The sequence below is a fragment of the Sphingobium rhizovicinum genome (assembly GCF_042647625.1).
Classification (GTDB): domain Bacteria; phylum Pseudomonadota; class Alphaproteobacteria; order Sphingomonadales; family Sphingomonadaceae; genus Sphingobium; species Sphingobium rhizovicinum.
Genome location: NZ_JBHRVU010000005.1, coordinates 1,195,612 through 1,221,624 on the forward strand (window position 1 = coordinate 1,195,612; position 26,013 = coordinate 1,221,624).

Here is a 26,013-nt window from a genome sequence, read left to right on the forward strand (position 1 = left end):
GCCCCGAAGTGCAGGCGCTGGACACGGTTCAGTCCTTCGCCTGCATGAAGGCGAGCAGATCGGCATAATGGGGCTGGTGGACGAGGCCACCGCCCGAAATGGAGATATTCTCACCCGTGATATAGCGCGCTTCGTCCGAAGCGAGAAAGGCGACCAGCCCGGCAATATCATCCGGCGTGCCGAATTCCGGCGTCAATATATGACGCTGGATGATTTCCTTCAGCCCCGGCACTGTCTTCTCAAGGGCTTCGGTCAGCACGACGCCCGGCGCGATGCTGTTGCAGCGGATATTCTGCCGCCCATGCTGGGTCGCCACATATTTGGTGAGCCCGATAATCGCCGCCTTCGACGAACCATAGGCGATACGTGCGAGATCTCCCGCGCTGCCCGAATTGGACGCGGTGTTGATGATCGCGCCGCCGCCGCCAGCGACCATATGCGGGATGGCATATTTGCATCCGAGCAGATAGCCGGTGAGATTGACGTCGAGAATTTCGCGCCAGATGCCGATCGGGATATCGACGGCCGTGGTGTCCTGCGGGCTCTTGTCCGGATCGGTCATCGCCGCATTGTTATGCAATATGTCCAGCCTGCCGAAATGGTCGACGGCACGATCGACCATCGCCTTCACCGACTGCGGATCGGCGGCGTCGAACTGGAGCGGCAGCGCCTTGTCGCCCAGCGGTTCGGCTGCACGAACGGCAACGGCCTCGAACAGGTCGGCGACCACGACGCGCGCGCCCTCCGCGACCAGGCGTCGCGCAACCGCGGCGCCGATACCGCCACCGCCGCCCGTGACGATCGCCACCCTGTCTACCAACCTCGTCATCATGCGCGCGTCCCCGTGATGGGCTGGCGAGAGAAAGCTGCATCAATCGCAGCTTCTCCCGCCAGCCGCTTGGCCGATCAGAATTTAAACGTCGTCTCAACGCCATAGGTAGCCGGTTGGCCAACATAGGCGGCCGCGATGCCCAAGGTCCGATAGAGGTCGGGGAAGCGACGCAGCAGATATTTCTTGTTCGTGATGTTGCGGCCGTAAAGCGCGATTTCGATATCGGGATTTTCAAGCTGGAACGCGATACGTCCGTTGAAAATGCCATAGCCGGGCACGAAACCGAGGCGGTTTTCCGTCTCATAAGCAGCCTTGGTCGCCGCCGAGGCCTGTTCCGCGGCCCGGACCGCATCGAAATGCTGACCGCCGACATAGGAATAGGCGCCGGTCACGGCGAGCGTGCCCCCGCCCACCGGGAATTTCTGCGTGGCGCTGATGTTCAACTGCTTCTTGGGCAATTGCAGCAGCGGCAAGCCGCTCAGGTCGACGACGCAGCCATTGGCGACCCCGGCGCTGTTGGTGCAGCCGCTGCCGGCCACCACCTGGATTTCGCTGAAGCTCCCCTTCACATATTTGCCGTCTTGCAGCGAGCCATTGACGCTGAGGGTCATGCCTTCCCATGGCACGGCCGTGATTTCATTTTCCATGCCCCAGATGCGGACCTTGCCGTTGTTCTGGATATATTGGGTGACGCCGATGCCGGTCACGAAACTGTTGACGATCGCCTGATTGTCATCCTTCCAGGTATGGAAGACCGCCGTGTTGAAACGCAGGCGGCGATCGAACAGATCAACCTTCAAACCTGCCTCGACGTCCTTCACCTTTTCGGGAGAGAAGGCAGGCAGACCGCCGGCGCGCAGGTTCCAGCCCCCAGCCTTGGCCGCGCCGCGGGTCGCGACATAGAGGAAGAGATTGTCGCTCGCCTGCCAGTCGAGACCCAGGTTCCAGGCCGGATAGTTGAACTTGGCATTCTGTTCCTGGTTGCAGGTGGTGGCCGTCACGGGGCTCGTTGGCGTCACGGTGCAGTTGATGCCGGTCGGCGTGCCCGCCACGGCGACGTCATAGGGCAGGCCATATACCTGCGCATTATGCAGCACGCTGTCGCGGGTGTCCCAGGTATAGCGGAAGCCACCCACCGCACGCAGGGCCGGAGTCAGTTCATAATAGGCCTGCGCGAACAGGCCGAAGGTCTTGTTGGTGACGTCGGCATTGGAATCGCGGATGAGACCGCCGAAAATCTGCGACCGGCTGAATTCATAGCCGCTTTCCTTGCCGGCATAGGCGCCCGTGATGAAGCTGAGGCTTTCGGTAATATTCCCGGAAAGCTGGAATTCCTGCGAAATATAATAGGATCCGGACCCCGCAAAGGTCGCCAGCAACGGAACGGCGGTGCCATCCGTGTCATTCTGGCCATAGTTCATCGAGTGGCGATAGCCGGTGATCGACTTGAAGTTCAGACCGCCCAGCTCGACGTTGAGCGTACCGGAAAACCCATATACTTCCAGCGTATTGAACGGCTTCACGCCGTAGAGGGCCTGCGCTTCGGGCGTCAGTGTACCGATCGTGGCCGGGGTCGATGTTCCGGCCGCCGTATTGCCCCACCAATTATCCTTGGTCAGCAGGCCCGCCGTGAGGCCCGGCTGGAAGGCGGCGGGGATGATCGCCGGATTGAAGGCCCAGAGCGCGATCTGCTGACCATGGTTGGACTGGCGGTTCCAGTCGCCCGAAAGGGTCAGATCCCAGCCATTGCCCTCATATTTGAGCTTGCCGCGCACAAACTTGCTGCTGTTGTCGGAAAAGTCGCGGTTGGTGACAAGATTGTCGCCATAGCCATCCCGCTCATTGACCGCGCCGCTCAGACGGATGGCCAAGCCCTCCGCGAGCGGCACATTGATATTGGCCTGCGCGCCCAGCGTGCTGTAATTGCCCAATTCCGCCTTGAACGCGCCGCTGAGCTGGTCATTGGGATCATTGGTGACGATGTTGATCGCGCCGCCGGTCGTGTTGCGGCCGAAGAGCGTACCCTGCGGCCCGCGCAGCACCTCCAGCCGCTGCACGTCCTGAATATCGGTCATGCCCGTCGAGGGCCGAGGGATATAGATGCCGTCAATATAGGTGGCCACGGCCGGATCGTTGGCAAGGATGGGCTGGAGATTGCCTTGGCCACGGATGGCCACGAAGACGATGCCGTCGCCACCCGCGGAACCACGGCCGATGACAAGGCCCGGCGCGGTGCGCTGAAGATCGACGACATTTTCCACCTTGGCCGTCGCCAGCGCTTCGGGGGTCAGCGCCGTAACCGCGATCGGCGTCGTCTGAAGACTTTCCTCGGTACGACGCGCGGTGACGACGATATCCTGGATGCCTTCGCTAGCACCCGACTGCGCCTGCTGCGCATAGACGGGCTGCGCCATGGCAACGACGAACGCGCTCATGCCGATCGCGCCCAGGGTGACGGCCTTGTTCATGTCTTCCTCCCCTTCATTTTATCTTGTTTCGATTTGTACGTATGAAGCCCGTCTAGCCCGGAGCCGATTTGCTCCATAGTGGCCAGCTCCAGATTGACTGTGCGGCGATAGAATTTGGCCGCTCATCGATAGTTTCCGCCGTCCCACTCAATGGACCTGCGGCGGCTGGCACCGGAAATCCTTCGGCGTCTGGCCAGTTGCGGACCGGAAGGCGGCCGAGAAGGCCGACGTGCTGTTGAAGCCGCATCGCCAACTGATTTCCTTGATGCGGGAGCCGTCGTTGCGCAGCAGTTCCTTTGCCAGCGCGATCCGGCTGCGCGCGACGAATTCACCCAGGCTGACGCCCGTTCCCTCCTTGAAGACGCGCGCGACATGCCGCACGCTCATGTTGCAGTCGCGCGCGATGTCGGCGACGCCGAGCGGCGCGGAGAGATTCTCCATTACATAATCGATGATGTTCTGGACCTGTCGCGTGCTGCGCGATTGCAGGCCGCCCCTTTCGCGCGGACCCATATGCCGGGCTAGCTCGACCGCAAGACCCATCAGCATCGATTCGACGAGCGTCTGGCTGGCGAAGCCGGGCGTCCGCAGTTCCGCAGCCAGTCCCGCAAAGAGCCGACGCATGGAAATATTCTGGACGTCGGCGCAAGGCTCCATCTTGTTCAGCGGCTGCTCTCCGTCGAACAGCTCCTCCAGAAATTCGTCCCCGAGCGCCACACAGACGAGATGGCGCTCCTGAAGCGCAGGCTCGCCGAAATATTGGCGGTGCGGGGGCATGTAGAGAATGTCGCCCGACGCGGCGCGCCGGTCCGGACGCCCCATGCTGACCATGCTGCGGCGCGGCTGGCCGTCGAGCGAATAGTCCAGATAATGTTTTTCGGGACTGAAGACACCGCTGCTGGGCTGAACCCAGTCGAAATGCCGCACATCCACATGGGCGTCGCGAACGGTCGCCGCCGCTTCAATGTAGAAATTCTGGACGCCGAACCTTCCCTGGCCGGTCCAATCGCTCTCCGGACGAAACATCTCTACCTCTGTCATTTTATATTTTGTCTGTGAGCCAGATAGGCGCACCACCCGCTTTTACCTCTATCTTCGGATAGGTGGTCAAGACCCCGCCTGCAGGCACGTCCATGGCGCGTGCCCGATCGAGGCGCGGCATGGGAGCATGAGCGATATATTTGTCGTGCCCCCGTTTTTATGTTCAAACAGGAGGCGCTCAATGTCCATCGCACCGCTCTTGCAGCAGTGGACGCCATGAGAGCGCCATCGGAAAAACCTGCCGCCGCCAGCCATTATCCCTGGTATGTGCTGGGCATATTGACGCTGGCGCAGACCTGCCATGGCATCGACCGCGCCATCATCGGACTGGTGCTGGCGCCGGTCGGACATGAATTTGCGCTCTCCGACGGACAGTTGGGGATATTGGCGGGCTTCGCCTATGGCATATTCTTCGCGCTCGCCGCCCTGCCCTTTGGCGTGGCCGTGGATAGCTGGAACCGACGCAACCTGATGGCGGCCGCGTTGACGCTGTGGAGCGGCGCGACCGCCTTGTGCAGCCTCGCGACAGGATTCTGGACGTTGCTCATCGGCCGGGCCGCGGTAGGGACAGCCGAAGCGGGGGGATCGCCGACCGGCATGTCGCTGCTGAGCGATTATTTCGGCGAAGACCGGCGCGCCACCGCGATCGGCATCTGGTATCTGAGTTCGGGGATCGGGCTCGCCATCGCCTTCATCGTGGGCGGCGCGATCGTGCAGAGCGCCGGATGGCGCTGGGCGTTCGTGGCCGCCGGCGTGCCGGGACTGGTGCTGGCGCCGCTGCTGCTGCTCACGGTCAGGGAACCCGTGCGCGGGGCCCATGACGGCCCGGCCCCGCAGCAGGAGGAAACGCTGAGGCTGGTGCAACGCATCTGCCTGCTCGCGGCGCGGCCGGGACTGTTGTACTGCATCTTCGCCATCGTCCTGATCGCGGCGGGCATCTATGGCATGAGCACTTGGCTCACCACTTTCCTGATCCGGGTCCATGGCATGCCCATCGCGAAGGCGGGCATCCTCATCGCCATCGCCTATGGCGGTCTCGGTTCGCTGGGCGGCTTCCTCGCGGGCTGGGTGATCGACCTCGTCAACCGGCGGCGGGGCGGCTTCGATCCGGCAAGGACATCCCTGTTCGGCGCAGTGATCCCCTTGCTGACGGCAGTGACCGGTGTGGGCACGGTCCTGTTCCACGACGTCGACCTGATGCTGGCGCTGCTCATGGCCTGCGGCTTCCTCAGCGCGTCCTATAACGGCCCGATCTACGCCGTCATCGTGACGATCGCCGGGCCGCGCCTGCGGGGCCTTGCGGTATCGCTGGTGCAGTTGGGCGCGAACCTGATCGGCGTGGGCGCGGGCACCTATCTGATCGGCGCGGTCAGCGACTTTGTCGGGGGAACGGCCGGTGTCGCCTGGGGAATCGGCACTGCCATGCTGTTCACATTCGCCGGGGGCATATTGCTGCTGCTGGCGTCCCGCGCGATCCGTCGCGCCAAGGCCAGCGGCGAAGCATAAGAAAAGGGCGGCCCGGTCCTTCGACCAGGCCGCCCTTCATCCCGCACGCCCCATCACTTCGCGGCGTTGCGTTCCTTGCGCCGTGCCTTGGCCGCTTCGATCCCCCGGAATACGGTGGTCGTATTGCCCGCCCCGGCATAGAAGAGCACGAAGAGCGGCAGGAAATCCAGTTCCTCGTCGGTGAATTCCTCGTTGATGAGAGCGCCGTTCATCTGGATCTCGACCAGGTCGGCGCGGCCCAGCATGGCCGTGGCGCCCAGAACGAGCAGCCGCTTTTCCCGCATCGAGAAGATGTCGCTCGCCCATAGATTGGCGAACTGGTTGCCCACGATTTCCTGGTTGAAGGACGATTCGCGATAGGGCCGCGTCATTTCCGACGACCCAGGACCGTAGACCTTGTCGAAGACTTCCAGTCCCTTCTGCCACTGTGCTTCGTCGATGCTCATGCCTTTTCTCCCATTACATTTTCCAGACCCACGACCGTCTGATCGGTCCGCCGCGTCAATTCGACCAAGGGCAGCGCAATGCCGTAGCTGCGCGCCAGATCGATGGCGGCGTCCAGATCCTTGACCATCAGGCCGCGCGTATATTCGCGCACCGCCGCTTCCTGCGCGCTGGACGACGGATCGTCGCGCACCGCCAGCATCAATGGGCCACCCACGCTGTCCGAAGTGGCGTCGATCGCGTGCGCAAGCTGGCGGACATCCACCCCGGCATTGCGGCACAATACGGACGCTTCATAGCCCGCGCGCAAGCAGCCGAAGACGATGACGTTGCGAGCGATCTTCGCCGCCATGCCCGCGCCGGGACCACCCATATGCGCCACCAGCCTGGCAAAGCCGTCCAGCACCGGGCGCACATTCGCAACGGTCTCATCCGTACCGCCGACCAGGCAGACGAGGCCATGTTCGCGGGATTTGGGGCCGCCCGTCACGCCGCAATCGACCAGTTCCACGCCCGCCGCATCGGTCAGGGCGCGAATGGCGTCCAAATCCTCGATCGAGACGGTCGCGACCAGCACCACGATCATGCCCGGCCGTGCGCGCGCCAGCACGCCGTCGGGCCCCGACAGCACGTCGATCGTCTGCTTTGCGTTGACGACGGCGATGATGACGACATCGGACTGTGCGGCCAGTTCAGCCGGGCTGGCGACGACGGGCGGCACGCCCTCCAGCGTGTCGGCAGCATCCGCACGAATGTCGTAGACTGCGGCCAATTGCTGTGTCCGCGCAAGACATATGGCGACACCCGCGCCGATTTGCCCCAAGCCGATAACCCCTGCTCTTCCCATCCTCATCATCCTTTCCGCCGCTTGCTCGCGGTCCTGTCATGGCCAGGCCGCAAGGGTGGCATAGCCGGGCCTGCGCCGTCATCCCGTCTGGCGCCGCGTGGCCGAACCTCGACAGCTTTACCGTCCTTCACGACGCATTTGCCTCCAGCGGCAGATTTTTCGCGGCCAGGCCATAATGGAGAACTGCGAGCAGGAGCACGGATGCCGAAAGCTGCATGCTCAGTTGCAGACCGCTGGCCGCTGCCGAGAGACATGCGGCTGGCGGCGATGCCTGACCCGAAACGAGGCAGTCGGCGGCATAATTGCCCTTGTAGAGAAAGACAGCGAGTCGATCGCTGAGATAGCCCAGTACTACCGATCCCAGTCCCAGCCCGGCGACGGTCTGGCCGAAGGAATGAAGCGCCGCGGCCGACGCCCGCATGCGCGGTTCGACCAGTGACTGGGTGATGGTCATGATCGCGGGCGTGAAGGCGTAGAGCAGGGTCGTGGCGACGAAGAGAAAGGCGACCAGCCATCGCCAGTCCGACTGATGGATGGCCAGCAGATAGAAGGGCAGCGCCACGCCCACCGCGATCGCGGGCGCCCAGCCGCCCCAGCGGATATCGCGCCGGATCAGCCGCCCGATCAGATAGCCGCCGCTGACCTGCCCGACCATCGTCGCCAGACTGAACGACAGCGCGAACACAAGGCCCGCCTGCGCGAGCGGCAGATCGAAGCGGCGAACCAGCAAGGGAATCAGGAACAGGTTGGTGCCAAATCCCACCAGCCCGACGAAGCCGCTGCCGAAGGTCAGGTGCAGGAAGGAAGGCGAACGGGCGAGCCGCCGCAGCACCATGGCGAAGGGGGGCGTATCCGCACTTTGCCCCGCATCCTTCCGTTCGGGTTCGGGAATCGTGGCGACCAGCAGCAGCGCCAGCAACAGGCCCGGCGCGCCAACCGCCACGAGCGCAAGCCGCCAGCCAAAGGCCTGCGCCACCGCGCCGCCCGCGATCGCGGCGATGGCGCCGCCCAGGGGCACCCCCATCGCGATCAGCGAGAAGACGACGGCACGGCGCCCGGCATCGAACCGGTCGGAAATCATCGAGACGAGCGCGGGGGTGAAGCCCGCTTCGCCGACGCCGACGCCCATGCGGCATAGCAGGAGCTGAACATAGCTCCCCGCCGCGCCGGACAGCGCCGTCATCAGCGACCAGAGCATGGTCACCACGGCGATGATTCGCACCCGGCTGTAGCGTTCGGCGAGTCGCGCCAGCGGGATGCCCAGCACGGCATAGAAGATCGAGAAGGCGAGGCCACCCAACATGCCGAGCTGGAGATCGCTCAGGCGAAGGTCGTGGCGAATCGCCTCGCCAACCACGGCGATGATCGTGCGATCGATGAAATTGAACATGTAGATCGCGCCCAGCAGCAGCAGGAACCATCTGTCTCGCGGCCGAAACCCGTCTCCGCCCTTCATTGCCCCTCCTACGGCCATCCGGCTGTTTTCATTCTGCATGTGGGACAGATAGAACAGATTCTTTTCGATGTGTATCGGTTTTCTCTTGAAACCATCCTGGGACTGCGCCAACAGATCGCCATCTTCGACAAAGGAATTTCAGGATATGAAGACGATCATCATCGCGCTTGCGGCTCTGGGCCTGACCGCCCCTGCCTTTGCCCAGGCGCCTGCGTTGGATCGCAACGAGACGATCTACTCGGCCGACGGCACCAAGATCGGCAAGGTTGATCGCGTGCTGACGGCTGCCGACGGCGCCGTATCCGCCGTTCGCATCATCTATCGTGGCAAGTTCATCGCCATCCCCGCCGCCACGCTGAGCGCGGGCGAGAAGGGCGTGACGACCAGCCTGTCGAATGCCGAGCTGAAGAAGCTGTAATTCCATGCCCCACGGTCTTGCAGAACCGTGGGGCATGGACCCGAGTCGCGCCTGCGCCTAAAGCGGGGGCATGAGGGCAGACCAGCAGCAGCGCGCACGGATTTCGCGACGCGGCAGACCACCGCAATCCGACGGGCCCGCGCTCGACCGCGCGCGGCTGGTCGCGACGCTGCTCGACATGGCCCGGTCCGGCGGGATCGAGGCGCTCAATATCCGCCCGGTCGCACAGCGGCTGGGCGTGTCGCCGCGACTGCTCTACCATCATGTCCGCGACAAGGAGGCGATGCTCGCCCTGCTGACCGACGAGATATTGCGCGGCCGGATGCCCGACCTGTCGGCGCCCGACTGGGAAAGCCGCCTGCGCAGCATCGCCCGCGCGGTGCACATGGCCTATCGGGATTTCCCGGGCTCCGCCGCCTTCATCCTGTCGCGCAGCGCCAACCGGCTGGATTTGCCCAACGCGCTGGCGATCCGGCGCGCCATCTTCGCGGCGCTGGCCGAAGCCGGGCTGACGCAAGAGCAAAGCGAAGAGATGCTGGTGATCTTCTCCGTCATCGTGCTGGGCAATATCGTCGTGGCGGAAAGCCTGGACGACAATGACGACCGGCTGGCGATGCAGCGCAACGTCGTGGAAGCCGCCCTCACCCGGGCGACCGACATGCTGCTGACCGCTGTCCGCGCCATCGCGGGCGCGGTCTAATCCTCAGTCTCAGCCGAGGTCGGCGATGGATCGGACGGGGCGGTCGATCCCGTCCCAAGCGCGATGGGCGGCGTGCATCCGGTCGAGCGAGGCCTCCATCGCGGGCGAAATCTCCATCAGTTCGACATAGCCGCCATTGCCCGCACGGGTATCGAACAGCGCGAAGCGTTCGCCAGACGGCATCCGGCCGCTGAAGGCCATGGCATAGCCTTCGCCCGACAGCCGCGCCACACCCTCATCATAGGGAATGCGCAGCATGACATGATGATAGCCCTCGCCATGCCGGTCGAGCATTTCGGTGAAGGCCGAAGGCCCGTCATTGGTCTGCTGGAGCAGTTCGATCAGCAGGCCGTCGGAAAAGCCGAACGCGACCTTCATTGCCACCTGCGTCGGTTCGCCGCGATAGATCTGGCCCGGCAGCACAGGCACGTCGAAGACGAAGAACGGCCCCGCGCCAATGATCCGCGTCCAGTGATCCAGGGCGCGGTCCATGTCGCGCACCACCTGGCACAATTCCAGTATCGAGCCCTTGGGCTGCATCAGGCGTCTCCCCAAATCGCTGCACGGGTCCGCAGGCCATGCTGGCGCGCGCGGTCGCGCAACTGCTGTCCCCGCGCGGCGCGATCGATCCGGGGCACCCCAGCGTCCACCTCGCGTTCGATGGCGGCCAGATCGACGACGCGCACGTCACGAATGAAGCGGGCGGGGTCGGCGCCGTCGGGCACGCCCTGCCAGCGCAGCAGCACCCAGCCTTCCTCAAGGCCCGCCGTGTCGATCCAGTTGGCGATGTCCGGATCGACGCCCGCCACCACATAGCTGATCGTACCGTCGGCCGCTGGCGTGACCTGGGCGCTGTTGAGGCTGACCAGGCGCAGCATCGGATCGGGCGAGATGGTCCACGGATCGGCGATCTGGATGCCGGTATAATAGCTGCCCGCCGGATCGATCGTCAGCAGCAGCCCCTGCCCTTCCCCCAAGGCAAAGCGCCCGCCGGCCAGATAGCCCCAGCCGCCGTCGCGGCCATTGGGCCCGATCAGCCGGTTGGGCTCTGGATGGCCGAGAAAATCATTCTTGAACCCCGACCAGAAGGCCACCCAGGCCGGCAGATCGGCGATGACGGAGCGGGCGATATCCTCCTCGTCGCGCGGGCGGGGGCTGGGTGGCGGATCGAGGCGACGGACGCTGACCTGCGCCGGCACCTGCCGCCAGTCGCGCTGGCTGTCGCGGGTATAGACCTGAATCCGTGCACCCGGTTCGGTCCGCAAATGGGTCGTGCCGCCTTCCTGCGGGCCGACCGTCACCGTCACCCGCCCCTCGGCGTCGCAGAAGGGCAAAAGTTGCTGGAGCGTCAGCGCGCCCAGATTGCGGCCCAGTCCCGCATGATGCGGCGGCTCGACCTCGGCGACGATGCTGAACTGCGGCGGATCGGCGGAAAAACGGATGTCGACGGCATAATGTCCGTCGCCATCGACCGGAATTTCGCGGTTGAAATTGTCGGGATTGTCGATCGCCACCGCCGCACCCGCATAGATGTGGCCGAACCAGCGCCGCGGGGCATTGCTGATATTCCAGACGACCCTGGGGTCGGCCGGATTGCCATTGGCTTCGCGCATGGCGAGGCCCAGCACCCACTGGTCGAGCGCCCGGTCCAGCCCCAGCCGTCCATCGAGCGTCGCCGCGAGCGGGTCGGCGAGCAGCAGGCGGCGCGCCTGCTCGCGCGCGGCGCGGATGTCGGCGCGTTCGATCAGGCGCAGCGCCAGCTTTTCCGCCGCGGCCTGATCGTCGGTCCAGAGGGGGTTGGCGATCATGAAATCGTCCCCACCCGGCCGCCTTCGGCAAAGATGGTGCTGCCGGTCGTGTAGCTGGAGCCATCCCCCGCCAGCAAGATCGCCGCGCCGACCGCCTCATCCGCCGCGCCAAAGCGCTTGATCGCGTTGCGCTCGGCAAGGCCCAGCCCCTTGTGGATCGCGGCCTCCTGCCCGTCCGGGCTCATCGATCCGACACACAGGCAATTGATCCTTGTGTGCGGCGCCTGCGTCTTGGCCAGCTCGCGCACTAGGAAGAGCAGCGCCGCCTTCGACACGCCATAGGCGACGGCGGGCGGGATCGGCGTGAAGCCGCCGCAGCTCTGAACCGATATGATGCTGCCCTTGCCATGCGCCTTCATATCCGCCTCGGTCAGTTCGGTCAGACGCCAGGTCGCCATGACGTTGACGTCCATCGCCGTCTTCCAGACCTCGTCCGTGTTCGCCCAGAGCCCGCCGTCGGCGGCATAGACCACGCCGGCCGCCGCATTGTTGAAGACGATATGGATCGGACCGAATGCGGCGCGCGCGCCCGCCACCAGCCGTTCCAGATCGGCCTTCTCGCCCGCGTCGGCGGCGATGGCGATCGCCCGGCCGCCATCGGCCGCGTTGATGTCCGCCGCGATCCGGTCGAGCCGGTCCTGCGAACGGGCGGAGAGGACGACATTGGCCCCCAGTTCGGCATAGGCCCTGGCGACATGTTCGCCCACGCCCGGCCCTACCCCGGTCAGGATGGCGGTGCGCCCGTCGAGGCGGAAACGATCGAGAACACTCATGCTGGATACTCCGGAAGATCGGGGTCAGGCGCGGTCGAACAGATGGCCGTAGCGCGCATAATAGCCGGCGAGCCGCTCATGCACCTCGCCCGGATCGATGCCGAACTGGTCGGGGCTGTGCCTGTGCTTACCGAGGCGGCTGGCGGCGGGATTGTCCGTCAGGAAGGCGGCGATGCGGGCGCGATGCCTGTCGGTGAAGGGTAAGTCGAAGCGGTCGTAGATGCGGCCGATCGTCGCCATCGGATCGGCGACGATATCGCGATGGGCGAGGTCGATGATGCGCCCCTCGATCGCCGGATCGCTCACGCGCGCCTGCGTCGCCCGCGCCATCGCCGCGCACCAGGTATCGACCACCGACCGGCCGATCGCCTTCAGATCATTGGCGCCGCCCACCGCCGCCAGGAAGCCGGCGATCATGCTGGACAGCGAAGACAGGGTCAGCACTGGATCGCGATGCGTCCACACCAGCATCGCGCCCGGATAGGCCTCCACCAGACCCGGCAGGTCCATGAGGTGCTGCGGCGATTTCAATGTCCAGCGGCCCCTGGGCCCTTTCCACTGGAAATGCTGGAGCATCCGCTTATGGGTGCGATATTGCCCGTCCGGCACGACGTCCTGCAGCCAGCGGGCGAAGGCAGGGACGCCCAGTTCCGCCGGGAAATTGGTGCTGGCGAAATGCAGCATCATGCCATGGTTGCACTCGCCCGGCTGGGTGCAGTCCATCCGCTGGATATCGGCCAGTTGCGGCGCGTGCTTCAGCCAGTTTTCATAGATGGCCTGCACCTGCGCGATGCGCGGATCGCTGTCGAAACGCGCCTCTTCCGGGGCCGGCCAGGGGATATACCATTCCCATTCGCGCGGCGCGCGGGCTGCCGGATCGAGGCAGAGTAGATCGTAGGTGATCGTCGTCCCGGTGCGCGGCAGGCCGCAGACGATCAGCGGGTCGCCCACACCCTGCGCGACGATGTCCGGATGCAGCCGTTCGTCTTCGGCGAAACGCAGCCGGGTGGCGAGCAGGCCGACGATCTTGTGATGCGCGGTCTCGCGCAACTGGGCGGGCGGGTCCATCGCCTCGACCGCGTCAACCAGGCGGCGAAAACCGCTCATGAAGGACAGGTCCGGTCCGAAATCCGACAGTCCGGTCGCGGCGCGCGCCTCCGCGATCAGCGCATCGGCGGCGAGCGGCGCGCGCTCTGCGACAGCGCCGTTCATCGATTCCCCTCGACCGTCCGCTGTCGCATGACTCACCTCTCCATTTTATTATTCCACACTGTATATTTATTGGATGAGGCGTTGGTCAAGCGCGCAATGCATTTTTGCACGGTGCGCGCCGCTTCAGGCCGCCTTGTCTTCCACCGGCGTCAGATTCTTCATGAAGGCCACGAAATCGGGTCCGAATTCGGGGATAGGCAACCCCAGTTTTTCCGCCAGATACAGGGTCATGAAATTATCGTTGAGCGACTTGTTGGTGGCGGGGATATTGCCGATGCCGACCTGCCGGTCGAAGGCGCCCACCGCGACCAGCGCCATCCGCAACGCCGCGACGATATCATAATAGTCGAGATGCCCGGCCTTCTGGCCGCTGGCCGCTTCCCAGATGGCGATCGTCTCGTCCTTGCTCGGCAGGCCTTCCAGCCGGGTGACGCCGAAGCGGCGGCCGAACAGATCGTCGAAATAGAGCCACCAGGCGAGGTCAAGCTCCGCCGGTCCCAAGGCCGCGAGTTCCCAGTCGATCAGCGCGTTGACCTCTCCATCGGCGGAAAACATGACGTTCGACGGCGTGGGATCGCCCCACAACACATTCACGCCCGCATCGGTCGGCATGTTGGCGCGCACATAGGCCATGGCGGCGTCGACGATGGGCATGGTGCGACCCCGGCCGGCCGCCTTGTGCCACGCTTCGAGCGCGCCGACATATTGATCGAGACCCGGTTGCCCGTTCTCCGGCTGGGCGAGAAATTCGAAGCCGTCGCGCCAGTCAATCGTCGCCAGGCTGGCGAATGCGTTGATGGCGTTCGTGAAGCTTTGCCGCCGCTGCGCCGGGGTCATCTCGACCAGCCAGCCCTCCAGATTATAGTTGGGCTTCTGCTTGGCGCATTCCCCTTCCACCTTGCCCATCACGAGGAAGGGCAGGCCGAGAATGTCGGGGTCGAGATGCATGCCGATCCAGGGCGGCACGGGCAGGTCGCCGCGCGCGTCGAGCGCCGCCATCATCTTGCCCTGCAGCGCCAGGCTGCTGCCGAACACCACTTCCAGATCCATCGGCTGACGGCGGACCACGAGCGTCTGGCTCTGTGGACCATCCGGATCGGCATAATCGACGTCGACGAAGAAGATGTCGGCGGAAAAACCCGCGCCCAGCGTGACATCGAGCGGACGAACGCGGATGTCGTGCCATTCGGGCTTTTCGTTCGCCAGCCAGTCCTGCAACTGGACGGTGATATGATCGGGGGTCAGCAATTCCATGTTTACAGCCCCTTCGCCGCCAGCGCGCGCTTCAGTTCGGTGGTGAGCGGCCCCATATCCTTGGGAGACGAGCCGTGCAGCAGGATTTCATCGGCGCCGGCGTCCAGGAAGGCCATCAACTGGTCGGCGCACTGGGCCGCGGTTCCCACCGCCGCACCCTCATCCAGCCATTGCTGCGGAATGAGGCGGCTGACATCGACCAGTTCCTGCCGCGTATAGGCCTGATCCGCCGGCTTGCCGTTGAGGCCGGCAATCTTGGGATGAGCGCGGATATCCTCCAGCACCTTCTTGTCCCAGCCGTTGATGTCGACGATCAGGTCGCCAAAGCCGGGCAGTTCGAAATAGGTGATGGCGCGGCCGCCGACGACGGCCTCTTCCTCGTCCTTAGGCAGGTCCGGGGCGACGATGATATTGTGATAGATGCGCACGGACATGGGATCGCGCCCGGCCTTTTCCGCCGCGTCGCGCACGATCTTCGCGCTGTTCTTCACACCCTGCGCCGACACGAAGGGGTGCAGCAGCACGCCGTCGCAATGTTCGCCGGCAAATTCCAGGCTCTTGGGCCCGATCGCGGTGAAGATGATCGGCGGGGGCGTGCCGCCATGGCGATCGGTCAGGTTGATGGCGGGGAATTTACCAAGCACGCCCTCATAATCGATCTTCTCGCCCGCCCAAAGGCGTCGGCAGATAGAGATCAGATCGGCAAGCCGCTCCATCGTGATCGGCGGCGACCCCAGCATCTTCATATAGGCCGGAACCGCCCGCGCGAACATCAGGCGAAACCGTTCTCCGCTCATCGCCTGCATCATGTCGGCGACGCTGGCGGTGACGAGCGGATGGCGCATTGTCGCGTACATGGTGCCGGTGATGCGAATCTTCGACGTCGCCTCGGCCACCGCGCCCGCCAGCACCGCCGGTTCCTTCAGCCCATAGCGTTCGGAAATCCACACGCAGCCAAGGCCGATCCGTTCCGCTTCCTTCGCTTCGTCGATGCCGCGTCGCGGATCGTTGACGCGACCGGGCAGGATATAGGTGCCGAACTTGTCGAAAAGTGCCTGTGCGCCCGGTTCCACAGCTTCCGTCATTCCTCAAGTCCTCTCAAATATATGCCACTGCATTGCCATTGGGAGGAGCATTGGCAACCTGTCAAACGGCAGGCTCGGGATGCACCTCGACATAGAGGCGCGTGAGCTTGAGCGCGGCGATTTTCCACTGCCCGTCCCGGCGCACATAGCGTTCGGTATAGTGGCCGAAACCGGTGATCGACTGGCCGCCGGGGATAGGGCATTTGCCCGGCGCCCAGACGACCCGGTCCTGCATCGCCGTGATCATCTCCGCCTCGTCGCCGCGCAGGTCGATCTCCGACGAGTGGATCTGATGCGCCGAGCGCGCATCGATGACCGCGGAGCGCACCTGCTCCAATATGGCGGCGTGCCCGCTCATCGGAGGATTGCCGGTATCCTCCTGGACGTCCAGCACCGCATCGGGCGTGAACAGAGAGAGGAAGCCGTCCCAGTCCTTGGTGTCGAGAAAGCGGCAATAGCGCGCCTTCACGTTGCGGATCGCCTCATAGTCGAGCAGCCTGGCCAGTTCGTCGCTCATCGCTCCCTCCGTCACCAGATGATGCGCGTATGCGCGCGAAGCGTGCGCTCGCGGATCGCTTGTGCGCGCGCGTCCGGAGTCACCAGCACGGTGTCGGTGGGCAGATGGCTGCGCACCTCGGCCAGCTTGACCTTCTTCATCGTCGGCGTGGGCCGCTCGTCGGTGTTGAACCAGCGCCCCTGCACCGCGCCGCTGGCATAGCCCGATGTGTCGACCCAGTTGTGGACGCCCGGATCGCGCGCGGAAATGACGGCACGGAAAAAGCCGTCGCCGTCGACCACGGCCTGCGCCGCATTGAGGCTGGACTGGTTGTGATACCAGTCGATCGTTTCATAAAGCTCGTTGGTCAGGATCAGCGACCAATAGTCGACCTCCTTAGGGATCTGCACCTCGGTGATCAGCGCCTCGTCATCGGCCAGATCATAGGCGCCCTCATAGTAGGACTGCCGGGCAAGGCCGGTCATCTGCGAGAAGTCGACGACCTTGAGCGTATTGATCAGCCCTTCGTCGCGCAGCTTCTGCACCTTGTCAGGGAAGGCCAGCGCGCAGACGGTCGCCGTGGCGGGAATTTCGGCGAAACGATGCGCCAGTTGCGCCAGCGTAGGGCGCCCCTTGGCGGCGTGATCGGCGTCCAGGCGCACGATGCCGAAGCGCGGTTCGCGCTCGACGCCCCAGTCGCAGGCGACGATGCGGATCATCAGCTTCTCGGTCGCGGGTTTCAGTTCCCACCAGTCGCCCTCATGGCCGGCGGGCCGGGTCGGCGAGAGGATGACATCGAAGGCCCCGTCGGCACCGATATGAAGATCGTTGAAATCATTCGCGTCCTGCGCGGGATGATGCTGGCCGGTGCGCAGCGTGTCCGGGCCGAGCTGGGCCAGGATCATCATCCGCGTCGTGCCGCGATCGCCCCGGATGCGATAGGTCCCGCCCTTTTCGATCAGCGCCGCCTTGTAGATGGTGTCGGCATTGGGCTGAAAGATATTCTGGCAGATATTGAGTTCGGGGACGAAGATCGGGTGACTGCGATCATGCATGATCGCGTCGTTGGTCGTCCGCAGCACGCCCGACAGCAGCAGCCGCATCGATTCCTGCATGACGCGCGGATCGCTGCGCAGCCTTTCCGGGATACGATCGCGCATCAACTGGCCCAGCGGACGAAGCTGGTCGAGCAAATCTTCCCATTCGAAAATGCCGTTGTCGCTCATCTCATTCTCCATCATGTGCTTCCGGTTGGCGGCGGACGCCCTGGCCACCACGCCCGGAAGCAGAGCCCGGCCACGGTGGCGGAGAGGCCCGCGCAGATTTCCCGCCTAGTCTGTGGCAAGCAATTGCTTCAGCGCCGCGCGCCGCTCGGCGTCGACCCCTCCCGCCTCGAAATAGCCCTCGATGCCGCCCCAGCGAGTCGCGACCATATCAAGCGCGCTCAGGAGGAAATCATCCTGCACGCCGATCAGGATCGCCACCATGTCGTCGGGCGGCACGAAGCCGAAGGTCTTTTGCAGATCGCGCTTGAGATGCCCCGACACGCGCAGATTCTGACCGAATATGTCGGATTTGCGATAATCCTCGATGATCACGGGACGCGGCACGGCGAGCAGCTCCAGGAACAGGGCGACGACGACGCCGGTTCGATCCTTGCCGGCGGTGCAATGGACCAGCATCGGCGTGTCCTGCGCCAGCAGCGCATCGACCATCCGCGACAGATGTGGGAGAAAGGCCTGCGGCATGAGCCCATAATTATGTGTCATCACCTCGATCGCGCGCGCGGCGGTCGGCTCGCGGCCGAGCGACATCCACATCTCCTCCCCCTGCGCGCGCAGGTCGGTGTTCATGTCGAGGTCGAGCATCCGGCAATCCGGACCGCACCAGCCATGCGGCGCGGCGTCCCTTTCGATCGTCGATCGGAGGTCCGCCACCGAGCGAAAGCCCAGGTCCGACAATTCCGCATGATGATCCTCGAAGAAACTGGCCGGACCTTCGGACCGGAACAGGATGCCGGACCGGACCCGCCCTCCGTCAGCGGTCGGCAGGCCGCCAATATCGCGGAAATTGAGGCGGGACAGGGCGATGGTCATGCAGTCAGTCCTTCACGGGCGGATAGGTGGGGACGACGGCGCGCATCTGCGCCAGAAGGTCAGGCGCCATCCAGACATGCTCGACATAATGACCCAGCGTCGCGCGCTCGTCGGTGTAGATATAGCGCAGCATGTCGCCCAGCGCGCCTTCGAACACGACCGGATGCCGGGTCAGGTCGAGCGAGGCGACATGGGCCTCCCAATGGCCAAGCGGTCCGTCGATCCGGGTCGCGACATGATGAAAGCGAATGGCCAGGGCGTCGCCATCGGGCAGAAAATCGCTGAACAAGGGGGCCGTGTCGCCCACCGGTTCAATCAGTTCGACCTCGACGCCGCCGACCACCGCAAGCGCGATCTTCAGCACGGGCTTGCCGTTCGGGTCTTCGCCGGGCTGGATGTTCGACAATTCGAAAAAGCCGGGCGTGCCATAAGCGTCCTTGAGCGCGGCCATCGCCGCGTCGAGATCGTTGGTGACATAAGCGACCTGACAATGCTGGCTGTTGGGCCGGGCGAACATGCATATCTCCTGCTATTATCGACAGTCAGGTCGTAAAACCCGGCGTTGCACCTGCCGCTCGGTCAGTTGGCAGACATCTTGCCGCCGTCCACGACGAGCGTGTCGCCAGTGTGGTAGGCCGCCATGTCGCTTGCGAGATAGACGACCGCGCCCTCCAGGTCGGCCGGCTTGCCGGCCCGCCCGAGCGGCGCCTTCGTGGCGACGATGTCCGCGATCGCCTTCCCCACTTCCGGATCGGCAAATGTCATTTCGGTTTCGATGAACCCCGGCGCGATGACGTTGCAGCGCACGCCGATCGGACCGAGTTCGGCCGCCAGCGCCTTGGCAAGGGCGTTGAGCGCGCCCTTGGCAATGCCGTAATGCGCCATGGTGGGCACGCCCTGGAAGATCGAACCGCTGCCGCAGATGATCAGCGAACCGCCCGAGTCGCCCGCCTCGGCGCGGGCCTTCATATGCCGCGCACCCTCCCGCAGGGTGAAGACGGCGCCGTCGAGATTGACGTCGATCAGCTTGCGGTAGGTGGCGACGTCCATGTCCGTGAACGGCACCCGGCTGGCGATGCCGGCATTGGCGACGACCGTGTCGACCCGGCCCATGGCATCGAGCGCGCGGGCGAAGCCAGCGACGATCGCGGGCTCGCTGGATACGTCGACGACATCGGCGAAGACCCGCACCCCATGCGCGCGCAACGCGGCGGCCGCCTCTTCATTCTTGTCGGCGCGCCGCCCCCAGAGGATGACGTCGCTGCCAGCACGGGCAAGGCCGCGGGCAAAGCCAAAGCCGAGACCCGAATTGGCGCCCGTGACCAGCGCCACCTTGCCGCTCAGATCGAACAGATTTTCCGGCACGTCCATTCTCCCGATGGCCGCTCGAACGACGGCAGCGCTTTGGCGCAACATTGCTGGCGACCGGGCCGATGAACAAGCGGCCCCAGTTTCGCGATCGTGCCAATGCCATCGCGAAACGGCCCTGCCTTCAATGCATCATGCCCTCGCGGAATTGCCGGGGCGTCAGTCCGGTGGCCTTGCGGAAGGCGGCCGAAAAGGCGGCCGCGCTGTCGAAGCCGCAATCCCAGGCGATGACCTTGATCGCGGGACTGGCCTGGCGCAGCAACTGCTTCGCCCGGTCGATCTTGCGATCGGCGACATAGCGGGTGAGCGTCTGGCCCGTGGCGATCTTGAACTGTCGGAAGAAATGGCGGGTGGACAGGCCGCATTCAGCCGCCAGCTCGGCGACGGATGGGGGTTTGCCCGGCTGCTCGACGCGATCGCCGATGCGTTGAAGCTGGGTTCGCGACATGCCGCCTCCCCCCGCATCGCCAGCGCGCGCCGAACCGCGCAGATAGCGCTGCAATTCGATCGCGGCCTGAAGCCATATAGCTTGTGTCAGCATCTCGCTGCAAAAGCCGGGCTGCGCAATCTCGCCAGCAATGCGCCGCAACGCCTCGCGCACGGCGGGACTGCGCACGTCGAGCGAGGCCTGCAAGGCGTCGTTCGACAGGTCCGGCCCGTCATGATCGAAGCCCATCCCATCGAAGCCGCAACATATGGATGTCTGCTCGCCCTCGCCCCACTCGGTATGCAGTTCGCTTCGCGCCGGAACGAACAGCACGTCGCCCAGGACGCTGGTCCTGCCCTCCTCCATCCCGCCATAGCCGCCGCAGGGACGACCGGGGCGAGGGGAAAGCGCAAGATCGAGAAAGCTGCGCGGCGAAGAAAAGACCCCGCCCTGCTGGCCGCGGAAGCGGTAATGATGCAATTCCATCACCACGCCGGGCAGCGCGATCCGGCCCCGGACCGTGCATTCCATGGCTGGTGTGACGGGCAGATCATAGACCTGGGAAACAGCGTTCATCCAACCTCTCCGGACAGTTTCGCCTGCCGCGACGCCGTCGCTGCATGGCATGGCGCTTTTGCGGAGCATTTGGCGCGGCGGCGATGGCTGCGCACCTTGCGGAAGAAAGGGTCCGCGCTTTTAGTTGGGCGCATCGAAAAGAGGAGAGCGACATGGGCAGTGCCGTGCAGGAAGAGGCCGCGCGCCGTAACATCATCGACATTACCGACCTGCATCACCCCGTGCTGACAGATGTCCAGAAGCAGGTGATGGCCGGGGCCGAAGCGGCGGCCGATCAGATCGTCCTGAAGCCGGAGGTCATCCTGGCCGCCGCGCAGGCGCAGACCGGGCTGTCGGATTTCGGCGCGGAGGATTTTCGCGAGCGGCTGGCCGTCTGGTGCCAGGCGGTGGACGAGGATGCCAACGCCTCTGCGGTCACGCGCGCCAATCTGTTCCAGATGATGATCCGATTTGCCGCGACCCGCCTGCGGATCGAGGACATGGTGAAGCGGCACCCGGAGATATTGGACATCCAGATCGATCGGCCGATCATCGTCGCGGGCCTTCCCCGATCGGGCACGACGCATCTGCTCGGCCTGCTGTCGGCCGACCGCCGGTTCCGCTCGCTGCCCTGGTGGGAAGCGATCGCACCGGTTCCCGCCCCGGACGAAACCCCGACGGGCGAGGATAGCAATCCACGCTGGACCAAGGCGGAACAGGGCTGGCGCATGATGGAATCCATCCTGCCCTATATGGCGATCATGCACGAATTTTCGCCCGATCATATCAGCGAGGATATCGAGCTTCAGGCGGTCGACTTCTCCTCCTATCTGATCGAGTGGCTGGCGCATGTACCGCGCTGGCGCGACTATTATCTGAGCCACGACCAGTCGGGCACCTATGCCTATCTGAAGAAGGGCCTCCAGGTCCTGACCTTCCTGAACGGGCCAAATCGCTGGGTCATCAAATGCCCGCAGCATATGGAACAGTTGCCCGTCCTCTATAAGACCTTTCCCGACGCCACCTTCGTCCTGACCCATCGCGATCCGGTCGGGTCGATCCGGTCGCAGCTCACCATGTACAGCTATGCCGCGCGGATGTTGCGCAAGACGGTCGATATCCAGGAGCCGCTCGGCTACTGGCCCGACCGCTATGAAAAGCTGCTCCGCGCCTGCGTGCGGGATCGCGACATCCTGCCCCCCGACCAGACGATCGACGTCTATTTCCATGACTGGATCAGAAATCCCGATCCGATCCTGAAAGAGATTTACCGCATCGCCGACATCCCGCTGACCGATGAGGCCCTGGCCCATCTGCACAACTATCTGGCCGAGCATGGCGAGCAGGCCAAGGGCAAGATCGTCTATGATCTGGAACGCGATTTTCATGTGACCGGCGAGGCGTTGCGCCGCCCCTTCGCTTTCTATTTCGATCGGTTCCCGGTGCAGGTCGAGGTGAAGTAGCAGCGTTCACGACCTGCCTTTCGACAGGCGGGAAATCAGCGCACCCTGATTAGGAGGGGACATCGATTCCGATCCAAGCAGAGGAATGCCATGCCCGAATTGAATGTCATTACCCGTGACGGCGCACAGCAGACGATCAACGCATCCGCCGATACGTCCGTGATGGAAGCCATCCGTGATTCCGGTTTCGATGAATTGCTGGCGCTGTGTGGCGGTTGCTGTTCCTGCGCGACATGCCATGTCTATGTCGACCCGGCTTTCGCTGGATCCCTGCCCCCGGTATCGGACGATGAAAGCGATCTGCTGGATGGATCACCGCACCGCAACGACCATTCGCGCCTGTCCTGTCAGGTCATGATGACGGATGCCCTGTCAGGCCTCACGATCACCATCGCCCCTGAAGACTGAGCCCAACGCACCACCCCCTGAATGCATGAGAGAGGATTATCGTGGCCTGGAAAGAAGATATTCGTGAACAGCTCGATGTGTCGGATTCGACCGTTCTGACCGACAAGCAGAAGCAGATGGTCAAACATTGGACCGACCTGCAGGAAACCCTGAATGCCGGCGACTTTGACGGCATGGATCGGTTTTTCCATCCCGATTTCCGATACGGCAATCCCAACCGGCCGGATCTGGGCACCTATGAACAGTGGAAGACGTCGCCGGTCGCCCTCTACAAGACCTTCTTCCCCGCCGCCTACAAGACCATCGACGCGGTCGGCAAGGGCGAGGACGAGATCTGGATCTACGCCACCCACTACTGCAAGCATGTCGGCGGACCCTATATGGGCGTGCAGCCGACCGGCAACGAGTTTCAGGTCAACTGGTTCTCGATCGTCAAGTTCAAGGACGACAAGATCATCAGCATCTTCAGCATTTCCGACGTGCTGACCATGCTGAAGGATATCGGCGTGGTGGAAGTCCCGCAGCCGGTTGATCCCTACAAGTAAACGGAAGCGCCATTGCCCTTCTTCCGCCCTGGTCAGGCGACCGGCGGAAGGAGGGCAGCGAGCAGGAAGGCGGCCAGCCTGTCCGCATGTTCGGCGGCATGGACATCATCCACTTCCCGCCCGGCCCCCAGCCGTTCCTGCATCGGAACGGCGCAGAAATAATAACCGACCCCCTGCACCAGCAGCGCCATCAGCGCCGCCGTCGACAGGCCATGAACCGGCCGCTGGAGCCGCACCGCGTCGAGCAGCCCGTCGAGCCGCCGCTGGAACGGCAACACGAAATGCTCGACGATATGGTCAAGGCGCCAGGTCGAACGGCATCCTTCCACATTGGTCAGCGACACGATGTCGCCATTGCTGGTCGCCCACAGGCAGAAGCGCTGGATCAGATGACGCAGCCGCACTTCCGGATCGGCGGGCTCGTCAAAGGCGGCTTCGACGAAGGGCGAGGCCTGCGCCATGCGCCAGTCGACCGCGCGTATCCACAAATCCTCTTTCCGGCCGAACCGGACATTCAGCAAATTGTGGCTGACCCCCAGGCGTTTAGACAGGTCCCGCAATGTCGTAGCCTCGTAGCCGCGCGCCGCGAAGGTCGCGAACGCGAGCGCCAGCAGCTTGTCCTCGTCCACGGCATGGGCGGCATTCAGGGCGGGACGGCCACGGGTGCGCTGGGGACGATCGAGCATCAGCATATCCATAGTGAAAAGACGTTGACATATAAATTGTCATCCGTCAATTTAATGGAAAGGAGAGTGGATAGCGCTATGAGTCTCGATTCTGATCTTTGGTGGGCTGTCGCACGGTCCGAGGAAGTGACCTCTCAAAAGCCCCTGTCCGTCGATATCGGCGATCAGCCGGTCGTGCTGTGGCGCGATAATCAGGGCATCGCCCGCGCGCTGGAGGATCGTTGCCCGCATCGTCGCGCGCCGCTGTCGCTCGGCTGCATCCGGGACAATGGCCTGATCCAGTGTGGCTATCATGGCTGGAGCTATGACGGCGAGACGGGACGCCTCAAAGAAATCCCGAACATGAAGGATCAGCAGAAATTCCCGCCGATCTACAAGGCCAATGCCTTCGCGGTGACCGAACAGGCCGGTTTCGTGCGGGTCTGCCTCAATCCCAAGGCGCAGGCACCGCTCAGCGCGGACCCCAAATATACCTATGTCGGCACCGTCAACGTCAGTTGCAGCCATCAGGAATATCTGAACGCGCTCTATGACGATCCAGGCCTGATCCTGTCGATCCGCGGCGTCCGCTTCAGCCCCTATCTGATGTCGGAACTGCACGAGGAAGACGGCCTGCTGGTGATGGAGCGCAACTGCCAGTGGCATCCGCTGCACTGGCCGTCGCATTTCGTGGCCGAATTTCCGCTCACCCTGCTGACGCGCACCCATCCGCTGACCGGCGAGACGCAACTGACGCTGCGCGACGACCAGTTCAACGACCTGCTCCATGCCGTTCTTTCACCCGTGCCCTCGGCGCGGGGCGTGACAGCGGTGCGCTGGCGCGCCGAGATGGGCGTGCGCCATCCCGGCGTGCGCGGCGCCGTGCTGCGCGGGATCAATCCGCTGTCGGTGCTCGCGTCGGTCGACGGATCGAAATTGCGCGCCACCAAGCCCACCGTCTCGCTGCATGGCGAGGATTTGCGCAAGGTGATGCTGGAAACCACGCCCGCGACCCATGATCAGACCGTAGCGGCCTGAAGGAGGATTTGAAGATGCTCGAAACCGCCGATCGTCCCGTCTCGCACGACGATAATTCCGCCGCGCCATCGGGTGGCAGCCCGATCGCGCTGAACGCGATCAATCGCTGGGTGCCGCATAATCTGGTGATGCGCGATAGCTGGTTCCCGGTGGCGCACAATTATTCCGTGACCGGCAAGCCTGTTCGTCGCGCCATCTATTCGCACCCCATCTTCCTGTGGCGCGACAATGGCGTCGCCGTCGCCAGCGAATTTCATCCCAATGAACGGATCGCCCGCGATAAGAGCGAGTTCACCAACGCCCAGGGCCGCTATCCGGTCATGGAACATTATGGCGTGGTCTGGGTGTGGTTCGGCAATCCGCTAGCCGCCGATCCCCGCCACTTGCCCAGCCTGCCCTTCCTCCCGCCCAAGGGCGGCCTGCCCCGCCACATGACCGCGACCGTCCGGTTCGAGAGCGCAGCGCCGATCAGCCTGGAAAATCTGATCGACCTCACCCATGCCGACTTCCTGCACGCCGACGTCGTCGGCGACGAACGGTCGGACAGCGAGACGGTGGAAACCTTCTACGATAGCGAGACCGTCACCATGGTCCGCACCTGCGTCAACAAGTCGGTCGCGCCGGTGATGAAATTCTTCAGCGGCATCAAGCAGCCGACCCAGAATGTGCGGCAGGTGATCCGCATCTATCTGCGCTCGCACTGCGCGATCGCCTATGGCCGTTTCAGCCCCGGCGACGACGTGCCGCTGTTCCACCCCTGCACGCCCGAAACGCGGGACCGCACGCGGATGGAAATGGTCATGAACACGTCCAATGCGGGCCTGATGTTCCGCCATGTCATGCCCAAGGCGGGCTACAAGGTGTCGCGGCAGGACAGCTATATGACGTCCCCGCAAAGCCCGCGCTATATGCGCCATACCGACCGCAAGGACCTGCACAGCAAGTTCGACCAGGCCGGGCAGCGCTATCGCATGGCGATGATGGACATCGCCGACCGGCAGGCGAAGGGCGATTTCGCCTATCGCGACAATGTCAGCGCCGATTGCAGCGACATCATTGGCCTGCGCAAGGAACTGTTCCAATTCTGATCTGATCTTCCCCATGAGCG

At 64.0% G+C, this 26,013-nt stretch carries 27 protein-coding genes; 8 read left to right on the forward strand and 19 right to left on the reverse strand.

Annotation, left to right across the window (positions count from 1 at the left end; translation table 11 throughout):
• Window positions 1–28 precede the first annotated feature (28 nt).
• From ACFOKF_RS24285 to ACFOKF_RS24295, 3 genes are all read right to left on the reverse strand, one after another.
• Window positions 29–832 carry an SDR family NAD(P)-dependent oxidoreductase gene (locus ACFOKF_RS24285; RefSeq protein WP_099231936.1) on the reverse strand — a complete coding sequence of 268 codons (804 nt, stop codon included), beginning with the start codon at window positions 830–832 and terminating at the stop codon, window positions 29–31.
• A 74-nt stretch (window positions 833–906) separates the two neighbouring features.
• On the reverse strand, window positions 907–3,300 hold the full coding sequence (locus ACFOKF_RS24290; protein ID WP_099231935.1) for a TonB-dependent receptor: 2,394 nt from the start codon (window positions 3,298–3,300) through the stop codon (window positions 907–909).
• Between the two features lie 147 nt (window positions 3,301–3,447).
• The gene (locus ACFOKF_RS24295; protein WP_380799152.1) at window positions 3,448–4,326 is read right to left on the reverse strand and encodes an AraC family transcriptional regulator; all 879 of its coding nucleotides are present in this window, start codon (window positions 4,324–4,326) and stop codon (window positions 3,448–3,450) included.
• Window positions 4,327–4,557: 231 nt separating this feature from the next.
• Between ACFOKF_RS24295 and ACFOKF_RS24300 the strand changes: the two genes are divergently transcribed.
• Window positions 4,558–5,847, forward strand: a complete 1,290-nt coding sequence (locus ACFOKF_RS24300; RefSeq protein WP_380799153.1) for an MFS transporter — start codon at window positions 4,558–4,560, stop codon at window positions 5,845–5,847.
• A gap of 53 nt (window positions 5,848–5,900) precedes the next feature.
• Here ACFOKF_RS24300 and ACFOKF_RS24305 read toward each other — a convergent pair whose 3' ends face one another.
• The 3 genes from ACFOKF_RS24305 to ACFOKF_RS24315 form a co-directional block, all read right to left on the reverse strand.
• Window positions 5,901–6,293, reverse strand: coding sequence for a carboxymuconolactone decarboxylase family protein (locus ACFOKF_RS24305; RefSeq protein WP_099231932.1), 393 nt, complete (start codon window positions 6,291–6,293; stop codon window positions 5,901–5,903).
• On the reverse strand, window positions 6,290–7,147 hold the full coding sequence (locus ACFOKF_RS24310) for an NAD(P)-dependent oxidoreductase (RefSeq protein ID WP_380799154.1): 858 nt from the start codon (window positions 7,145–7,147) through the stop codon (window positions 6,290–6,292). The genes ACFOKF_RS24305 and ACFOKF_RS24310 overlap by 4 nt, the downstream gene beginning before the upstream one ends.
• A gap of 118 nt (window positions 7,148–7,265) precedes the next feature.
• Window positions 7,266–8,594, reverse strand: a complete 1,329-nt coding sequence (locus ACFOKF_RS24315) for a spinster family MFS transporter (RefSeq protein ID WP_380799155.1) — start codon at window positions 8,592–8,594, stop codon at window positions 7,266–7,268.
• A gap of 145 nt (window positions 8,595–8,739) precedes the next feature.
• Between ACFOKF_RS24315 and ACFOKF_RS24320 the strand changes: the two genes are divergently transcribed.
• Together ACFOKF_RS24320 and ACFOKF_RS24325 are read left to right on the forward strand one after the other, a co-directional pair.
• Entirely contained in the window at window positions 8,740–9,012 is a 273-nt protein-coding gene (locus ACFOKF_RS24320) for a PRC-barrel domain-containing protein (protein ID WP_380799157.1), read from the forward strand.
• A 70-nt stretch (window positions 9,013–9,082) separates the two neighbouring features.
• A complete protein-coding gene (locus ACFOKF_RS24325; RefSeq protein ID WP_380799158.1) occupies window positions 9,083–9,712 on the forward strand; it encodes a TetR family transcriptional regulator in 630 nt (209 codons plus the stop codon).
• Between the two features lie 9 nt (window positions 9,713–9,721).
• On the opposite strand, the gene ACFOKF_RS24330 is transcribed toward ACFOKF_RS24325, so the two are convergent.
• The 12 genes from ACFOKF_RS24330 to ACFOKF_RS24385 all read right to left on the reverse strand — a co-directional run bounded on the left by ACFOKF_RS24330 (window position 9,722) and on the right by ACFOKF_RS24385 (window position 20,807).
• Window positions 9,722–10,252, reverse strand: a complete 531-nt coding sequence (locus ACFOKF_RS24330; protein WP_380799159.1) for a VOC family protein — start codon at window positions 10,250–10,252, stop codon at window positions 9,722–9,724.
• Window positions 10,252–11,520, reverse strand: a complete 1,269-nt coding sequence (locus tag ACFOKF_RS24335) for a hypothetical protein (RefSeq protein ID WP_380799160.1) — start codon at window positions 11,518–11,520, stop codon at window positions 10,252–10,254. Before ACFOKF_RS24335 ends, ACFOKF_RS24330 begins: the two co-directional genes overlap by 1 nt.
• Window positions 11,517–12,293 carry an SDR family NAD(P)-dependent oxidoreductase gene (locus ACFOKF_RS24340; RefSeq protein ID WP_099231927.1) on the reverse strand — a complete coding sequence of 259 codons (777 nt, stop codon included), beginning with the start codon at window positions 12,291–12,293 and terminating at the stop codon, window positions 11,517–11,519. The genes ACFOKF_RS24335 and ACFOKF_RS24340 overlap by 4 nt, the downstream gene beginning before the upstream one ends.
• 24 nt (window positions 12,294–12,317) lie before the next feature.
• Window positions 12,318–13,505, reverse strand: coding sequence for a sulfotransferase family protein (locus tag ACFOKF_RS24345; protein WP_380799161.1), 1,188 nt, complete (start codon window positions 13,503–13,505; stop codon window positions 12,318–12,320).
• A gap of 123 nt (window positions 13,506–13,628) precedes the next feature.
• Entirely contained in the window at window positions 13,629–14,759 is a 1,131-nt protein-coding gene (locus ACFOKF_RS24350; protein ID WP_380799162.1) for a phosphotransferase family protein, read from the reverse strand.
• A gap of 2 nt (window positions 14,760–14,761) precedes the next feature.
• Window positions 14,762–15,844, reverse strand: a complete 1,083-nt coding sequence (locus tag ACFOKF_RS24355) for a TIGR03857 family LLM class F420-dependent oxidoreductase (RefSeq protein WP_380799163.1) — start codon at window positions 15,842–15,844, stop codon at window positions 14,762–14,764.
• Window positions 15,845–15,905: 61 nt separating this feature from the next.
• Window positions 15,906–16,361 carry a nuclear transport factor 2 family protein gene (locus ACFOKF_RS24360; protein ID WP_099231923.1) on the reverse strand — a complete coding sequence of 152 codons (456 nt, stop codon included), beginning with the start codon at window positions 16,359–16,361 and terminating at the stop codon, window positions 15,906–15,908.
• An 11-nt stretch (window positions 16,362–16,372) separates the two neighbouring features.
• Window positions 16,373–17,566: a DUF1214 domain-containing protein gene (locus tag ACFOKF_RS24365; protein WP_380799164.1), complete on the reverse strand. Its 1,194-nt coding sequence runs from the start codon at window positions 17,564–17,566 to the stop codon at window positions 16,373–16,375.
• A gap of 105 nt (window positions 17,567–17,671) precedes the next feature.
• Window positions 17,672–18,436 (reverse strand): tyrosine-protein phosphatase, encoded by a 765-nt coding sequence (locus ACFOKF_RS24370; RefSeq protein ID WP_099231921.1) that lies wholly within the window; start codon window positions 18,434–18,436, stop codon window positions 17,672–17,674.
• 4 nt (window positions 18,437–18,440) lie between these two features.
• Window positions 18,441–18,953 carry a VOC family protein gene (locus tag ACFOKF_RS24375; RefSeq protein ID WP_099231920.1) on the reverse strand — a complete coding sequence of 171 codons (513 nt, stop codon included), beginning with the start codon at window positions 18,951–18,953 and terminating at the stop codon, window positions 18,441–18,443.
• Between the two features lie 62 nt (window positions 18,954–19,015).
• Entirely contained in the window at window positions 19,016–19,807 is a 792-nt protein-coding gene (locus ACFOKF_RS24380; protein ID WP_099231919.1) for an SDR family NAD(P)-dependent oxidoreductase, read from the reverse strand.
• A gap of 121 nt (window positions 19,808–19,928) precedes the next feature.
• Window positions 19,929–20,807 (reverse strand): helix-turn-helix domain-containing protein, encoded by an 879-nt coding sequence (locus ACFOKF_RS24385; protein ID WP_375284155.1) that lies wholly within the window; start codon window positions 20,805–20,807, stop codon window positions 19,929–19,931.
• Window positions 20,808–20,959: 152 nt separating this feature from the next.
• On the opposite strand from ACFOKF_RS24385, the gene ACFOKF_RS24390 reads away from it, so the two are divergent.
• From ACFOKF_RS24390 to ACFOKF_RS24400, 3 genes are all read left to right on the forward strand, one after another.
• Window positions 20,960–22,249: a sulfotransferase family protein gene (locus ACFOKF_RS24390; protein ID WP_380799165.1), complete on the forward strand. Its 1,290-nt coding sequence runs from the start codon at window positions 20,960–20,962 to the stop codon at window positions 22,247–22,249.
• A gap of 90 nt (window positions 22,250–22,339) precedes the next feature.
• Window positions 22,340–22,657 (forward strand): 2Fe-2S iron-sulfur cluster-binding protein, encoded by a 318-nt coding sequence (locus ACFOKF_RS24395; protein ID WP_099231916.1) that lies wholly within the window; start codon window positions 22,340–22,342, stop codon window positions 22,655–22,657.
• Window positions 22,658–22,698: 41 nt separating this feature from the next.
• A complete protein-coding gene (locus tag ACFOKF_RS24400; RefSeq protein WP_099231915.1) occupies window positions 22,699–23,202 on the forward strand; it encodes an ester cyclase in 504 nt (167 codons plus the stop codon).
• A gap of 32 nt (window positions 23,203–23,234) precedes the next feature.
• On the opposite strand, the gene ACFOKF_RS24405 is transcribed toward ACFOKF_RS24400, so the two are convergent.
• Complete coding sequence (locus ACFOKF_RS24405) at window positions 23,235–23,888, reverse strand: TetR/AcrR family transcriptional regulator (RefSeq protein WP_380799166.1); 654 nt, start codon at window positions 23,886–23,888, stop codon at window positions 23,235–23,237.
• Window positions 23,889–23,966: 78 nt separating this feature from the next.
• On the opposite strand from ACFOKF_RS24405, the gene ACFOKF_RS24410 reads away from it, so the two are divergent.
• Together ACFOKF_RS24410 and ACFOKF_RS24415 are read left to right on the forward strand one after the other, a co-directional pair.
• Window positions 23,967–24,905: a Rieske 2Fe-2S domain-containing protein gene (locus ACFOKF_RS24410; protein ID WP_099231913.1), complete on the forward strand. Its 939-nt coding sequence runs from the start codon at window positions 23,967–23,969 to the stop codon at window positions 24,903–24,905.
• Window positions 24,906–24,919: 14 nt separating this feature from the next.
• The gene (locus ACFOKF_RS24415) at window positions 24,920–25,993 is read left to right on the forward strand and encodes an aromatic ring-hydroxylating dioxygenase subunit alpha (protein ID WP_099231912.1); all 1,074 of its coding nucleotides are present in this window, start codon (window positions 24,920–24,922) and stop codon (window positions 25,991–25,993) included.
• Window positions 25,994–26,013 lie beyond the last annotated feature (20 nt).

Bases quoted from the DNA above. Each gene is read 5' to 3' on its own strand.
- ACFOKF_RS24285 (WP_099231936.1), bottom strand. From the start codon at position 832: ATGATGACGAGGTTGGTAGACAGGGTGGCGATCGTCACGGGCGGCGGT.
- ACFOKF_RS24290 (WP_099231935.1), bottom strand. From the start codon at position 3,300: ATGAACAAGGCCGTCACCCTGGGCGCGATCGGCATGAGCGCGTTCGTC.
- ACFOKF_RS24295 (WP_380799152.1), bottom strand. From the start codon at position 4,326: ATGTTTCGTCCGGAGAGCGATTGGACCGGCCAGGGAAGGTTCGGCGTC.
- ACFOKF_RS24300 (WP_380799153.1), top strand. From the start codon at position 4,558: ATGAGAGCGCCATCGGAAAAACCTGCCGCCGCCAGCCATTATCCCTGG.
- ACFOKF_RS24305 (WP_099231932.1), bottom strand. From the start codon at position 6,293: ATGAGCATCGACGAAGCACAGTGGCAGAAGGGACTGGAAGTCTTCGAC.
- ACFOKF_RS24310 (WP_380799154.1), bottom strand. From the start codon at position 7,147: ATGATGAGGATGGGAAGAGCAGGGGTTATCGGCTTGGGGCAAATCGGC.
- ACFOKF_RS24315 (WP_380799155.1), bottom strand. From the start codon at position 8,594: ATGAAGGGCGGAGACGGGTTTCGGCCGCGAGACAGATGGTTCCTGCTG.
- ACFOKF_RS24320 (WP_380799157.1), top strand. From the start codon at position 8,740: ATGAAGACGATCATCATCGCGCTTGCGGCTCTGGGCCTGACCGCCCCT.
- ACFOKF_RS24325 (WP_380799158.1), top strand. From the start codon at position 9,083: ATGAGGGCAGACCAGCAGCAGCGCGCACGGATTTCGCGACGCGGCAGA.
- ACFOKF_RS24330 (WP_380799159.1), bottom strand. From the start codon at position 10,252: ATGCAGCCCAAGGGCTCGATACTGGAATTGTGCCAGGTGGTGCGCGAC.
- ACFOKF_RS24335 (WP_380799160.1), bottom strand. From the start codon at position 11,520: ATGATCGCCAACCCCCTCTGGACCGACGATCAGGCCGCGGCGGAAAAG.
- ACFOKF_RS24340 (WP_099231927.1), bottom strand. From the start codon at position 12,293: ATGAGTGTTCTCGATCGTTTCCGCCTCGACGGGCGCACCGCCATCCTG.
- ACFOKF_RS24345 (WP_380799161.1), bottom strand. From the start codon at position 13,505: ATGAACGGCGCTGTCGCAGAGCGCGCGCCGCTCGCCGCCGATGCGCTG.
- ACFOKF_RS24350 (WP_380799162.1), bottom strand. From the start codon at position 14,759: ATGGAATTGCTGACCCCCGATCATATCACCGTCCAGTTGCAGGACTGG.
- ACFOKF_RS24355 (WP_380799163.1), bottom strand. From the start codon at position 15,844: ATGACGGAAGCTGTGGAACCGGGCGCACAGGCACTTTTCGACAAGTTC.
- ACFOKF_RS24360 (WP_099231923.1), bottom strand. From the start codon at position 16,361: ATGAGCGACGAACTGGCCAGGCTGCTCGACTATGAGGCGATCCGCAAC.
- ACFOKF_RS24365 (WP_380799164.1), bottom strand. From the start codon at position 17,566: ATGAGCGACAACGGCATTTTCGAATGGGAAGATTTGCTCGACCAGCTT.
- ACFOKF_RS24370 (WP_099231921.1), bottom strand. From the start codon at position 18,436: ATGACCATCGCCCTGTCCCGCCTCAATTTCCGCGATATTGGCGGCCTG.
- ACFOKF_RS24375 (WP_099231920.1), bottom strand. From the start codon at position 18,953: ATGTTCGCCCGGCCCAACAGCCAGCATTGTCAGGTCGCTTATGTCACC.
- ACFOKF_RS24380 (WP_099231919.1), bottom strand. From the start codon at position 19,807: ATGGACGTGCCGGAAAATCTGTTCGATCTGAGCGGCAAGGTGGCGCTG.
- ACFOKF_RS24385 (WP_375284155.1), bottom strand. From the start codon at position 20,807: ATGAACGCTGTTTCCCAGGTCTATGATCTGCCCGTCACACCAGCCATG.
- ACFOKF_RS24390 (WP_380799165.1), top strand. From the start codon at position 20,960: ATGGGCAGTGCCGTGCAGGAAGAGGCCGCGCGCCGTAACATCATCGAC.
- ACFOKF_RS24395 (WP_099231916.1), top strand. From the start codon at position 22,340: ATGCCCGAATTGAATGTCATTACCCGTGACGGCGCACAGCAGACGATC.
- ACFOKF_RS24405 (WP_380799166.1), bottom strand. From the start codon at position 23,888: ATGCTCGATCGTCCCCAGCGCACCCGTGGCCGTCCCGCCCTGAATGCC.
- ACFOKF_RS24410 (WP_099231913.1), top strand. From the start codon at position 23,967: ATGAGTCTCGATTCTGATCTTTGGTGGGCTGTCGCACGGTCCGAGGAA.
- ACFOKF_RS24415 (WP_099231912.1), top strand. From the start codon at position 24,920: ATGCTCGAAACCGCCGATCGTCCCGTCTCGCACGACGATAATTCCGCC.